Annotated in this window: 11 protein-coding genes, 1 tRNA gene and 1 riboswitch; of the genes, 10 read left to right on the top strand and 2 right to left on the bottom strand. The window is 44.8% G+C overall.

Going from position 1 to position 13,058, the window contains the following annotated elements; translation table 11 throughout:
* The first annotated feature begins 27 nt into the window (after positions 1–27).
* Positions 28–2,145 carry an alpha-galactosidase gene (locus AB4384_RS01520; RefSeq protein ID WP_372128747.1) on the top strand — a complete coding sequence of 706 codons (2,118 nt, stop codon included), beginning with the start codon at positions 28–30 and terminating at the stop codon, positions 2,143–2,145.
* Between the two features lie 475 nt (positions 2,146–2,620).
* Entirely contained in the window at positions 2,621–3,994 is a 1,374-nt protein-coding gene (melB, locus tag AB4384_RS01515) for a melibiose:sodium transporter MelB (RefSeq protein ID WP_102394332.1), read from the top strand.
* Positions 3,995–4,164: 170 nt separating this feature from the next.
* On the opposite strand, the gene AB4384_RS01510 is transcribed toward melB, so the two are convergent.
* Positions 4,165–4,240, bottom strand: a tRNA-Asn gene (locus AB4384_RS01510).
* Positions 4,241–4,748: 508 nt separating this feature from the next.
* Here AB4384_RS01510 and uvrB point away from each other — a divergent pair.
* From uvrB to luxU, 3 genes are all read left to right on the top strand, one after another.
* Positions 4,749–6,779 carry an excinuclease ABC subunit UvrB gene (gene uvrB, locus AB4384_RS01505; protein ID WP_017066592.1) on the top strand — a complete coding sequence of 677 codons (2,031 nt, stop codon included), beginning with the start codon at positions 4,749–4,751 and terminating at the stop codon, positions 6,777–6,779.
* Positions 6,780–7,083: 304 nt separating this feature from the next.
* Positions 7,084–8,472, top strand: coding sequence for a quorum-sensing sigma-54 dependent transcriptional regulator LuxO (luxO, locus tag AB4384_RS01500; protein WP_004734031.1), 1,389 nt, complete (start codon positions 7,084–7,086; stop codon positions 8,470–8,472).
* A 24-nt stretch (positions 8,473–8,496) separates the two neighbouring features.
* Complete coding sequence (gene luxU / locus AB4384_RS01495; protein WP_017062179.1) at positions 8,497–8,841, top strand: quorum-sensing phosphorelay protein LuxU; 345 nt, start codon at positions 8,497–8,499, stop codon at positions 8,839–8,841.
* Between the two features lie 74 nt (positions 8,842–8,915).
* Here the strand turns inward: luxU and AB4384_RS01490 are convergent, their stop codons facing one another.
* Positions 8,916–9,803, bottom strand: coding sequence for a YvcK family protein (locus AB4384_RS01490; RefSeq protein WP_017062178.1), 888 nt, complete (start codon positions 9,801–9,803; stop codon positions 8,916–8,918).
* A 194-nt stretch (positions 9,804–9,997) separates the two neighbouring features.
* A riboswitch (molybdenum cofactor riboswitch) is annotated at positions 9,998–10,150 on the top strand.
* Between AB4384_RS01490 and moaA the strand changes: the two genes are divergently transcribed.
* The 5 genes from moaA (at position 10,139) to moaE (ending at position 12,919) form a co-directional block, all read left to right on the top strand.
* The gene (gene moaA / locus AB4384_RS01485; protein WP_009848642.1) at positions 10,139–11,128 is read left to right on the top strand and encodes a GTP 3',8-cyclase MoaA; all 990 of its coding nucleotides are present in this window, start codon (positions 10,139–10,141) and stop codon (positions 11,126–11,128) included. It overlaps the preceding riboswitch by 12 nt.
* An 86-nt stretch (positions 11,129–11,214) precedes the next feature.
* Positions 11,215–11,727, top strand: coding sequence for a molybdenum cofactor biosynthesis protein B (gene moaB / locus AB4384_RS01480; RefSeq protein WP_004734027.1), 513 nt, complete (start codon positions 11,215–11,217; stop codon positions 11,725–11,727).
* A 12-nt stretch (positions 11,728–11,739) separates the two neighbouring features.
* Entirely contained in the window at positions 11,740–12,219 is a 480-nt protein-coding gene (gene moaC, locus AB4384_RS01475; protein ID WP_004734026.1) for a cyclic pyranopterin monophosphate synthase MoaC, read from the top strand.
* Positions 12,216–12,461 carry a molybdopterin synthase sulfur carrier subunit gene (gene moaD / locus AB4384_RS01470; protein ID WP_017063465.1) on the top strand — a complete coding sequence of 82 codons (246 nt, stop codon included), beginning with the start codon at positions 12,216–12,218 and terminating at the stop codon, positions 12,459–12,461. Before moaC ends, moaD begins: the two co-directional genes overlap by 4 nt.
* Before the next feature lie 2 nt (positions 12,462–12,463).
* On the top strand, positions 12,464–12,919 hold the full coding sequence (moaE, locus tag AB4384_RS01465; RefSeq protein WP_017062176.1) for a molybdopterin synthase catalytic subunit MoaE: 456 nt from the start codon (positions 12,464–12,466) through the stop codon (positions 12,917–12,919).
* The last annotated feature ends 139 nt before the right edge of the window (positions 12,920–13,058 follow it).

Below are 13,058 nucleotides of genomic sequence, written 5' to 3'. Positions count from 1 at the left end.
GTAATTAAACGCGTTAAGGTTAAAAAAATGACGAATAAATCCCTAATTGATATTACCGGTCAACACTCGCAACTGATTGTAGAACTTGGCGATTTTGCCGAAATTCTTCATTGGGGAGCTCCCGTTCGTGGTGATTTAGCTAGCTTCCGTGTTTCTCTTGAAAGACCGGTTCCATACGGCCGCCTTGATAATGATGTTGCTATGTCTCTGAGCCCAGAGCTCGGGCGCGGTGTTTTCAGCAGTCCGGCATTAGAAGGGCACCGAGACGGATTGGACTGGGCGCCTGTTTTCTCTATTACGGATGTTCAACAAACACCATCTAGCCTAATCATTGAGAGTGAAGATATACGTGCAGGCTTACGTTTAACAACCGAGTTATGCCTCGATAAACATGATGTTGTGAAATCTCGTCACACCTTAACCAACGTTAAAGCCGGCCTTTATCAGGTGAACCGTCTCGCCAATACTTTGCCATTACCAGCAAGAGCTAATGAGTTGATGACGTACTACGGCCGCTGGGTACATGAGTTCCAAACGGTGCGTCAACCCTTACAGCAAGGGGGCTATCAGCAAGAAAATCGTCGCGGAAGAACGTCTCATGAACATTATCCAGCGATGGTTGTCGGTACCGCTAACTTTAATGAAATGGCAGGTGATGTGTGGGGGATTCACTTCGCTTGGAGTGGTAACCACAGACTGCGCGCGGATGTAAAAGCAGACGGTCGTCGCTACGTGCAAGCGGAAGTTATTTATCTACCGGGTGAGATTACATTGGATGAAGGTGAAAGCTTAACGACACCTTGGTTATATGCCAGTTTCAGTTCGGAAGGCTTAAATGGAATGAGCCATCAGTTCCACTCCCATGTGCGTTGTTCCATCTTGCCGGAGTCTTTCGCACAAAAGCCTCGACCTATCCATCTTAATACTTGGGAAGGCATCTATTTTGACCATGATCCTGATTATATTATGTCGATGGCTAGCCAAGCCGCGGATATGGGAGTAGAGCGTTTTATCATTGACGATGGCTGGTTCAAAGGGCGCTGCGGAGACAAGGCTGCGCTAGGGGATTGGTTCTTAGATGAAGAAAAATACCCAAATGGTTTAGATCCGATAGTTGAGCACGTTAATCAGTTGGGTATGGAGTTTGGATTGTGGTTCGAACCTGAGATGATCAATAAGGATTCTGACTTATACCGAGCCCATCCAGACTGGTTGCTTGCGGTTGACGGCTATGACCAACCAACGGGTCGTAATCAATATGTTATCGATCTTCAGAATCAACAAGCATTCGACTTTTTGTTTGAGCGTCTTGACCACTTCTTAAGTCAGTACAACATTGCTTACATTAAGTGGGATATGAACCGAGAAGTTGTACAACCTGCGCATCTAGGCAGGGCTGCGGCTCATCAACAAACCACTCGTTATTATGAGTTGGTCGATAAAGTCCGAGAGAAGCACCCAATGGTTGATATTGAATCGTGTGCGGCTGGTGGTGGTCGTATCGATTTTGAGGTTCTTAAGCGTACGCAACGTTTTTGGGCGTCTGATAACAATGACGCGCTGGAAAGACAAACGATTCAGCGTGGGATGAGTTACTTCTTCCCCCCTGAGGTAATGGGAAGCCATATTGGTGCGAGCCACTGCCACAGCACTCGTCGTCGTCATAGTATTGAGTTTCGTGGTCTAACAGCACTGTTTGGTCATATGGGGATTGAATTAGATCCTGTGAAAGAAGTGCAAGAAGAGAAGCAGGGCTTTGAACACTACATCAAGCTACATAAGATGCTGCGCCCGTTACTGCATAGCGGGAGAACTTGGCGAGTTCCAACGGACGATAGTGCCCATCAAATCCATGCGGTCGTCTCCGAAGATGTGTCAGAAGCTGTGGTGATGATTGCACAGCTTGCGATGCCAACCAATTCATTGAGTGGTCATTTGCGTATACCTGGGCTAGATCCACAAAGTTTATACAAGGTATCTGTGATTGATAAACCGTCAAATTACGATGATATTGTGAATTATCAACCGCCATGGACAGAGTCTTGCTGTGAATTATCAGGTGCTTGGTGTGCCGAGGTGGGGCTGACGATGCCAATACTTGACGCAGAAACAGCGATGCTGATTAAGTTTGAACGTATCGAGTAAGTTTTAGCATAGGCTTTATATTTGATGAACCGCGTAGGTGAAATTACGCGGTTTTTTATTGCCTTTAATAAGCCGTCATGAACTATCAAATCAATTTGATGTGCCCGTATAGATTGGAGAACTGTAGGTATTCCCAGCGTGATACTGTACTTATGTAATCGTTCTCATGCGTTACTTCACACAATGAACTGTTTTGAGCACTTTAATTAGCGATATTCTCTATCAATTCGAGGGTTTTATTGTTCGATCTCTCACTTTGGATATTTGACTGAAAACGTTTCCATGGAGTGGTTGTTGATCACAGTATCTGTTCGTTGGAATGGTTACATTAGCATCGGACTTGATACTTGAGTGTTTTAAGAAGCGACCACAGAGTGGCTCTAAAACAGAACTTGAGTGGATAAATTATTATAAATAAAAGGTAAGCGTTTCAACGTCTGTTAGGAGATGAAGTTACGCGCCTGAAGGAAATACTATGTCTGATCAAATTACTCTACAAACCAAATTATCGTATGGACTTGGGGCTTTAGGTAAAGACTTTGCCTGTGCTCCAATCTACATCTTCTTAATGTTTTACTTCACCGATGTTGCTGGGCTGTCAGCGGCATTTGTGGGTACTATCTTTTTGGCCGCGCGCATTGTCGACGCGGTGACCGACCCAATGATGGGCGTTATCGTTGATAACACACGCTCTAAGTTTGGTAAATTCCGTCCTTGGATAGTGATTGGAACCCTGTTAAATGCTGTAGTGCTTGTTGGTCTTTTTAGTACGCATATGTTTGAAGGCACTACGTTATACATTTATGCAGCGGCTGCTTATATTCTGTGGGGCCTTACGTACACTATTATGGACATTCCATATTGGTCTTTGATTCCTGCACTATCGAGCTCTCGTCAAGAACGTGAAAAGCTGGTTGTTTGGCCACGATTATTTGCTAGCTTGGCGTGGTTTATTACGGGTACTTACGGGCTACATATTGTCGGTAAACTGGGTGACGGCGACCAAGGACAAGGTTTCTTCAACGTTGCTATGTTGATTGCTGTGCTGTTCGTGATGAGTGCATTCTTGATTGCTCGCAACGTAAAAGAAAAATCGGCACCAGCAAATGCGAAACCAGCTGAGCGTTTCAGCTTTAAAGATGTAATGGTTATCATTGGTAAGAATGACCAACTAAAAGCACTTATTGGTACCGTATTGTCGTTCCAAATAGCAAACTTGTTGGTGGGTGGTTTTGCGATTTACTACTTCTCTTACGCTTTAGGCAACGCTGACTTGTTCCCCGTTTATATGATGGTGGCAGGTATCGCTGAAGTTGCAGGCGTATTCTTGTTCCCTCGTATTGCATCAGTGTTACCACGCAAACACCTATGGGTTATCGCTTGTGGCTTCCCAGTGCTGTCTTGTACCACTCTACTTATCATGGGCTTTATCGCTCCAGGTAACGCGATTCTAATCGGTATCGCAGGTGCTGCTATCAAGTTTGGTGTGGGTATCGCTAACGCACTGCAAACTGTAATGCTTGCCGATGTTGTTGATTACGGTGAACACAAAACGGGTCGTCGCAGTGAGAGTGTTATCTTCTCTGTTCAAACGATGCTTGTTAAGTTTGCAGGCGCGGCTGGTGGTTTTATTGTTGGTATGGGCTTGTCTGTGGTGGGTTATGTACCAAACGTGGAACAGTCTGACAGCACTATCATGGGACTGCAGTTTATGATGGTAGGTTTACCAGCGATTCTAATGACGGTAAGTGCTCTTGTTTATAAGCGCTACTACCACCTGCATGAAGGATTTGATCAAGACCAAGCCGGTAAAGAGACTCAGACAAATGTTGTTACAGCAGAAGCATAACCGCTAAACGACGTCTAATCTAGAATAAAGCTCAGTTTAGTCACTAAGCCCAAACGCCTCCTTGTGAGGCGTTTTTTTATGGATGTGAGTTAATCAAAGCTGTGCCTGTAGGGCTTTTGTTTCGACTAAAACGCAAAAAGCCGCATCGAATGATGCGGCTTCTTTAAATTTGGCTCCCCTTGCAAGACTTGAACTTGCGACATACGGATTAACAGTCCGCCGTTCTACCAACTGAACTAAAGGGGAATTGCTTGTTAGCGACGCGAATTCTAATAATTGTCCGGATTTCTGTCAATAAAAAATATCAGAAAAAAGTAAGATAAAAAACTTTACTTTCTTGAACGCCTTATAGGATTTAGCTTTGCTTTAGTTATCCACCAAAATTGTGGATAAGTGTGTGTGTGAAACTTTAACAACAATAATCGGGATAAATCGAAAAATGTAAAAACCTTATCTAACGTAATGTATTTAAAGGATTTATAGCAAAATGTCGCAATTGTATAACTTTTGTAGATTATAAAACGAACAGTAAAACAAGCGGTATTTTTAGGTTTTTTGGGGAAAAGTAGTGGATTAAAATTCGAGTAATTTAGCTGGGGAAACTTTGCAGGGCACGAATAATACCAAGTTCTAAAAATAAAAGCTATAACTGATCTCTGATCTTAAGATGCATTTCTCTAGATAATTGTTGCAACGACACTCCTCCTAGAGTGACAATGACCTGATTAAAAAAACAGTATGGAAATGGCGACCTATGAGTAAACTCTTTGACTTGGTATCGGACTACAGCCCGTCCGGTGATCAGCCGACAGCGATAACCAAATTACTAGACGGATTAGATTCTGGTTTGGCACATCAAACTCTACTAGGGGTAACGGGCTCAGGTAAAACCTTTACCCTTGCCAACGTCATTTCCCAATCTCAAAGACCTGCGATTCTGTTAGCGCCTAACAAGACATTGGCGGCTCAACTTTACGGTGAGATGAAATCTTTCTTTCCAAACAATGCCGTTGAGTATTTCGTTTCTTACTACGATTACTACCAACCTGAAGCCTACGTTCCAACCACGGACACGTTCATCGAGAAAGATGCGTCTGTGAACGCTCATATCGAACAAATGAGGCTTTCGGCAACCAAAGCCTTATTAGAACGAAAAGACGCCATCATTGTGGCTTCTGTGTCGGCTATCTACGGTCTGGGTGATCCTAAGTCTTATTTGAAGATGATGCTTCATTTGAGTCGTGGCGAGGTGATGGATCAGCGAGACATCCTGCGTCGATTGGCTGAGCTGCAATATTCAAGAAACGATGTCGCCTTTGAACGTGGTCAGTTCCGTGTTCGTGGTGAGGTGATTGATATCTTTCCGGCTGAATCTGACCAAGATGCGGTTCGAATTGAGATGTTCGATGACGAAGTGGACTGCATTAGTATTTTTGATCCTCTGACTGGTGCGGTGAAACAAAGAGACTTGCCGCGCTTTACGGTTTATCCAAAAACTCACTATGTAACGCCAAGAGAAAAAATCCTTGAGGCGATTGAGAACATCAAGGACGAACTGCGCGATCGTGCTCAATACTTAAAAGACAACAATAAGCTTTTGGAAGAGCAGCGTATCTCTCAAAGAACTCAGTTTGATATTGAGATGATGACTGAGCTTGGCTTCTGTTCCGGTATCGAAAACTATTCACGATACTTGAGCGGCCGTGCGGAAGGGGAAGCGCCGCCAACGTTATTTGACTACCTGCCTGATGATGGTTTGCTGATCATCGATGAGTCACACGTGACTGTGCCGCAAATTGGTGCGATGTATAAAGGTGACCGTTCTCGTAAAGAAACCTTGGTCGAGTTTGGTTTTAGACTGCCTTCTGCATTGGATAACCGTCCAATGAAGTTTGAAGAATTTGAGTCTATAGCCCCACAAACGATTTTTGTGTCGGCAACACCAGGTAATTACGAGATTGAAAAATCAGATGGCGAGATTGCTGATCAAGTGGTACGTCCTACTGGTCTGTTAGACCCAATCATCGAAGTAAGACCTGTCGCGACGCAGGTGGATGACTTGCTGTCTGAAATCAGAATCCGTTCAGTGAAAGAAGAGCGTGTTTTGGTTACCACGTTGACCAAGAGAATGGCAGAAGACTTAACCGAATACCTAAGTGAGCACGGCGTTAAAGTGCGTTACTTGCACTCGGATATCGATACCGTTGAGCGTGTAGAGATCATCCGAGACCTACGTTTGGGCAAGTTCGATGTGTTAGTGGGCATTAACTTACTTCGTGAAGGTTTGGATATGCCTGAAGTGTCGCTGGTGGCGATTCTTGATGCAGATAAAGAGGGCTTCTTGCGTTCTGAGCGTTCTCTGATTCAAACCATTGGTCGTGCTGCTCGTAACTTGGAAGGTCGAGCAATCCTTTATGGTGATTCGATTACTAAGTCGATGAGAAAAGCGATTGATGAAACCGATCGTCGTCGCGAGAAACAGCAAGCCTACAACGAAGAGCAAGGCATCACTCCGCAAGCGTTGAAACGCAATATCAAAGACATTATGGAACTGGGTGATCTAACCAAGTCGAAGCAGCAGCGCCAATCGAAACAAGTTCCACTATCTAAGGTGGCAGAGCCTTCTGAAAGTTATGCCGTACTTACGCCGCAACAGCTTGATAAAGAGATCAGCAAGCTAGAATCTGCGATGTATCAGCATGCTCAGAATCTGGAATTTGAATTGGCCGCACAGAAGCGTGATGAAATTGATCAGTTAAGAAAGCAGTTTATTACCAACAGCTAATCTCACTTTTCGCTCGAGAATTGATCCCCCTCAACACAAGAATTGAGAGTGTTTCAGACAAAAAAACAGCCAGTAGTAAATGTTCTACTGGCTTACGTTTGTGAACAATCGGTCCACTAACAACGTCAGTTGGCTAGGTGACCCGAAGGTCATTTATACCGTTGCATCGTTCGTGCCAGATAGATAAAACATTGATTGTTTGAAGCAAGTAAAAAAACACACTACAAATACTGTGGCTAATATTTGCATAATGCAAAGCGGAATGCGACTATAATAAGAAATGTAAATTATAAATGGCTAGGATATGCAATCAAAAACGCTAGATAACAAATCGAAGTATTTGTTGATGGTAGAGGATACCGCTTCGGTAGCAGCTTTATATCGCTCGTATCTTACACCGCTCGAAATTGATATCAACATTGTCGGCACTGGCCGCGATGCAATCGAGAGTTTGAATCATCGAATCCCAGACCTTATTTTATTAGATCTACGTCTGCCTGATATGACGGGTATGGACGTACTATTTGCTGTAAAACAAAAATACCCTGAAGTTCCAGTTATCTTCATGACGGCTCACGGCTCTATCGATACCGCTGTAGAAGCGATGCGTCATGGCTCTCAAGATTTCCTTATCAAACCGTGTGAAGCCGACCGACTCCGTATTACGGTGAATAATGCGATCCGCAAAGCCACCAAACTTAAAAATAGCTCGGAACACCCGGGAAACCAGAACTACCAAGGTTTTATCGGCAGCAGCCAAACCATGCAGCAGGTTTACCGAACTATCGATTCTGCTGCATCGAGTAAGGCGAGCATTTTCATTACTGGTGAAAGTGGTACCGGTAAAGAGGTATGTGCAGAAGCCATTCATGCGGCGAGTAAGCGTGGCGATAAGCCGTTCATCGCGATTAACTGTGCCGCTATCCCTAAAGACCTGATTGAAAGTGAGCTGTTTGGCCACGTTAAAGGTGCCTTTACCGGTGCTGCGACCGATCGCCAAGGTGCTGCTGAGCTTGCTGATGGTGGAACACTGTTCCTTGATGAACTGTGCGAAATGGACTTAGAGCTGCAAACCAAGCTGCTGCGCTTTATCCAAACCGGTACTTTCCAAAAAGTCGGCTCTTCGAAGATGAAGAGTGTCGACGTTCGTTTTGTGTGTGCGACCAACCGTGACCCTTGGAAAGAAGTACAAGAAGGTCGCTTTAGAGAAGATTTATACTATCGTTTATACGTGATTCCATTGCACTTGCCGCCATTGCGTGAGCGTGGTGAAGATGTCATCGAGATCGCATATTCTCTGCTAGGCTATATGTCGGTCGAGGAGGGGAAGGCGTTTGTACGTTTTGCTCAGGAAGTACTTGATCGCTTTAATCAATATGAGTGGCCGGGTAACGTTCGTCAGCTACAAAACGTGTTGCGGAACGTGGTGGTTTTGAATAACGGCAAAGAGATTACTCTCAACATGCTTCCACCACCGTTGAACCAACCGATTGAAAACAGTCTGCGATTGAAAGAGAAGCAGAATGAAGACATCACGGTAAAAGATATTTTCCCATTGTGGATCACTGAGAAAACGGCTATCGAGCAGGCCATTAAAGCGTGTGATGGCAACATCCCTCGTGCGGCAGGTTTCTTAGATGTCAGTCCATCGACGATATACCGTAAGTTGCAAACGTGGAATGCGAAGCAGTAATCAACAAACAATAAGAAAATAATAATGACGAAAGTATTAAATCAGCAAAAAGTTGATGAGCTTGCCGGCGAAATAGGCCAAGAGAATGTCCCGGTTTTACTGGAAATCTTTTTAGGTGAGTTGAAAGGCTACTACGAACACCTAGAGATAAATAAAGAGTCGGATACCTCTAAGTACTTGGCTGATATCAGTCATGCGCTTAAGAGCAGCGCAGCAAGCTTTGGTGCGGATTCTTTGTGTAGTTTTGCGATTAGCTTAGACGCAAAAGTGAAGCAAGCGTTGCCTGTAACCGAGATTGATTTTCAAGATATGCAAGACCTCCTGTTATCGACGTACACTGAATATCAGCAGTTGATGACGGACCTTTAAAACAGCGAGTTATTACTGAGATTAAAAAAGGAGCAGCATGCTCCTTTTTTGTTGTTTGTCGCTTGAACCTATGGCTACGCCAACTGGGCTTCAATGGCTTGTTGAAGCTTCACACGGTCGTGTCGCCAATCTCGGTTTGCCGATGCAAGATCTGTGGTCACACAATTCCATTGCACTTCTAGTTCCGGGTGAGGTTCATTGCCTAACACGATGTCTATTTTCCTTGCCTTACAGGTACGTTCACACCACTCCAATTGCTCTTGAAGCGTCATTTTCCCTGCGGGACCGTGCTCTGGTGAAAGGTTTTCAACGAAGATAACTTTTGCCTTGGTGTTCTCAGAGATTGCTTTGCCAATCTCTGGAAGGAGAAGAGGGGGCATCACACTGGTTAAAAAGCTTCCAGGGCCAAGGACAATGCAGTCTGCTTGCTCAACGGCAGCAACGGCTTCTTTGGTTGCTGGCACTTCTGGAGACAAGTCCATCATGCGCAGCTTTTCCGTCATGTCATCAACGTTGGTTTCGCCGGTAACCCAGCGGCCGTCCATTGATAGAGCCGTGAGGTCTGAAGGATGCTCAGTCATCGGCACGATATTGACATCGACCTTGAGCATATTTCGAATCAGGTTAATTGCTTCCAATGGGCGAACGGAAAGGTTGTCTAACGCCGTCAGCATTAGGTTACCCAAGTTATGACCGTCTAGCTCACCTTGACCACGAAAGCGGTATTCGAACATCATCGAACTGATTGAAGGCTCTGTGATTAATTGGTTGATACAGTTGCGTGTATCTCCCCATGCGATGCCACCTTGGCAATCTCTAATACGTCCGGTGGAACCGCCGTTATCTGTCGTTGCAACAATGCCAGTTGCGTTGTTACCAAAGTCTTTTAATGCAGCTAACATGCGACCTAAGCCATGGCCACCGCCGATTGCTACGACTTTCTTTGAAGAGTAAATATTCATTTATTGTTCTTGTTAGGTTATTACCAACTATAATTTAGGTTAAATGCTTCTCGCTATATACTCAACAAGAGTTATTTTGAGCGTTTGATACGTTTTTTTTGCCGATGTGACCCGTTTTTTACCATCAGAGCTAGATTCACGTACAAATATTAAGTATTTTATTACTCAGCTACTGCGCGTGTGAATATAACGCTCAGTTGCCATAACTCCGAGCTCTCGCATGCTAAGTCGCACAGTGGTATTTGCTGTACCGATACGCATCAAGAGCCAGTGACATGTTGTCACAAGGGCTTAATTGGAAATGATTATGCCTCCCGTGTTTGGAAAGGTGTTCCGTGGCGCAACAATTCGAAGATAGATTCCATCGCAAGTTTTATTACTTGCGCTTGTCGGTTACAGACGTCTGTAACTTTAAATGTACTTACTGCTTGCCAGATGGTTACAAACCGTCAGGGCAAAAAAACTCGTCTTTTTTAAGTGTTCCCGAGATCAAACGCGTTGTTAAAGCGTTTGCAGATTGTGGTACCTCAAAGATCCGCATTACAGGCGGAGAGCCGAGTCTGCGTAAAGACTTTCCTGAAATCATACATACCGTTGCTTCTACTCCAGGCATCGAAAAAGTAGCCACCACAACGAATGGCTACCGCATGGAGAAACAAGTAGGGCAATGGCGTGATGCTGGTTTAACCCATATAAACGTGAGCGTGGATAGTTTAGATTCGCGCATGTTCCATCAGATCACTGGTGAGAATAAGTTTACTGAGGTTATGCGAGGCATTGATAAAGCGTTTGAGGTTGGCTTTGAACAAGTCAAAGTCAACGTCGTATTAATGAAAGACCTCAATAGTCAGGAATTACCAGCCTTCCTTAATTGGATCAAAGACAAACCTATTCAATTACGTTTTATCGAGCTGATGAAAACCGGCGAGATGGACGAGTTGTTCGATAAACATCATGTGTCTGGCGTTGCGATTCGCAACCAGCTTATTGCTAATGGTTGGCTGTTAAAAGTCAAAGCCGTTAACGATGGCCCGGCGCAAGTGTTTGTCCACCCAGACTACAAGGGTGAAATCGGTTTGATCATGCCTTACGAGAAAGACTTTTGTGAGAGTTGTAACCGACTGCGCGTTTCTGCGACCGGTAAACTTCACTTATGTCTGTTTGGCGACCATGGTGTTGAACTGAGAGATCTGATTCAAGAAGATCAACAAGAGCAAGAACTCATTGATCGAATTCAGGCTCAGCTTCAAACCAAGTCCGTTAGCCACTTCTTACACGATGGCAACAGCGGCATGACTCCAAACTTGGCGTCAATCGGCGGTTAACCCGCTACACACTCTAAAGCATTTTATCGCTCAGCTTCTTCAGGCTGGGCGAATCAGTCTAATGAAAAATTTATATAGGTGAACAAATGGGTCACGCAGAAAGCAAATTCCAAGCAGCAAACATCGCAGTACTAACGGTTTCAGATACTCGTACAGAAGAAAACGACACTTCAGGCGGTTACCTAGCAGAGCATGCTAAAGAAGCGGGTCACAACGTGGTTGATAAGCAAATCGTTATTGATGACATGTACAAGATCCGTGCGATCGTATCTAAATGGATCGCTGATGAAAGCGTACAAGCTATCATGATCACGGGTGGTACTGGTTTCACTTCTCGTGACAGCACGCCTGAAGCGCTTAAGCCACTGTTCGACAAAGAAGTAGAAGGCTTTGGTGAGCTATTCCGTCAAGTATCTTACGAAGAGATCGGTACTTCGACAATTCAATCTCGTGCGATTGCGGGTTTTGCTAACCACACGGTTATCTTTGCGATGCCAGGTTCTACAGGCGCTTGCCGCACCGGTTGGACTAAGATCATCAAGCAACAGATGGATGCTAGCCACCGTCCTTGTAACTTCATGCCACACCTTTCTGTATAAGGCGGTTTGAGTATGAGCCAATTTACACACATTAACGCGTCTGGCGAAGCAAACATGGTCGATGTATCGGCTAAAGCGGAAACAGTACGTGAAGCGAGAGCGGAAGCCTTCGTTCAAATGTCGGCAGAAACGCTAGAGCTGATTGTCTCTGGTAGCCACCATAAAGGTGATGTTTTCGCAACGGCACGTATTGCGGGTATTCAAGCGGCGAAGAAGACGTGGGATCTGATTCCCCTGTGTCACCCTCTGCTATTAACTAAAGTAGAAGTGCAGCTTGAAGCTATCGAGTCTGAAAACAAGGTTCGCATCGAATCTGTTTGTAAGCTTGCGGGTAAGACGGGCGTAGAGATGGAAGCGCTAACGGCTGCTTCTGTGGCTGCGTTAACGATTTACGATATGTGTAAAGCTGTTCAGAAAGACATTGTTATCGAAAACGTGCGCCTGCTAGAGAAGACAGGTGGTAAATCTGGTCACTTTAAGGTGGAGTCATGATTACAGTACTTTTCTTTGCTCAAACTCGTGAACTTGTTGGTGTGGACAGTGTTGAAGTTGATGCACAATTTAAGACGATTGAAGCGATTCGTAGTCATCTTGTGACACAAGAAGGCAAATGGGATATCGCATTGGAAGAGGGGAAGCTTCTGGCTGCACTTAACCAATCAATCGTACCTCTGACAGCTGAAGTGAAAGACGGCGACGAAGTGGCTTTCTTCCCACCAGTGACTGGAGGCTAAGCATGGATCCAAGAGTATTAGTGACAGCTGAGGACTTCTCGGTAGGCGACGAATACGACTACTTGGCTCAAGGTACAGCTGCCGGAGCGATTGTGACGTTCGTTGGTAAAGTTCGCGACATGAACCTTGGCGACAATGTGATTGGTTTGTCTCTGGAGCACTATCCGGGTATGACAGAAAAATCACTGAGCGAGATCTGTGACCAAGCTGAGGCTCGCTGGCCTATTCAGAAGATGCGTGTTATCCACCGTGTAGGTGACTTAGATATCGGCGACCAGATTGTTTACGTTGGTGTATCCAGTGCACACCGTGGTGCTGCATTTGAAGCCTGTGAATTCGTTATGGACTTCCTGAAAACCAAGGCTCCCTTTTGGAAAAAGGAACGCACGACCGAAACGACGCGTTGGGTTGATTCTCGTGATTCAGACACGAAAGCAGCGGAACGCTGGGAGAAGTAATTTCTCTTAAAGTGATGTTGCTTCAGCATTTACTCATTTGTATATGAGACAGTCAAAAACCGACCACTTAGGTCGGTTTTTTTGTACCTGCTATAAATCTATTTATAGATAATCATTGATTTGACAAATGATAATTCAT

Origin of the sequence: Vibrio sp. 10N.261.51.A4 (assembly GCF_041471945.1) — a bacterium.
Taxonomy (GTDB): Bacteria; Pseudomonadota; Gammaproteobacteria; order Enterobacterales; family Vibrionaceae; genus Vibrio; species Vibrio crassostreae_C.
Note: the sequence above shows the minus strand (reverse complement) of the source record. Positions and strands in the feature narration are given on the sequence as shown.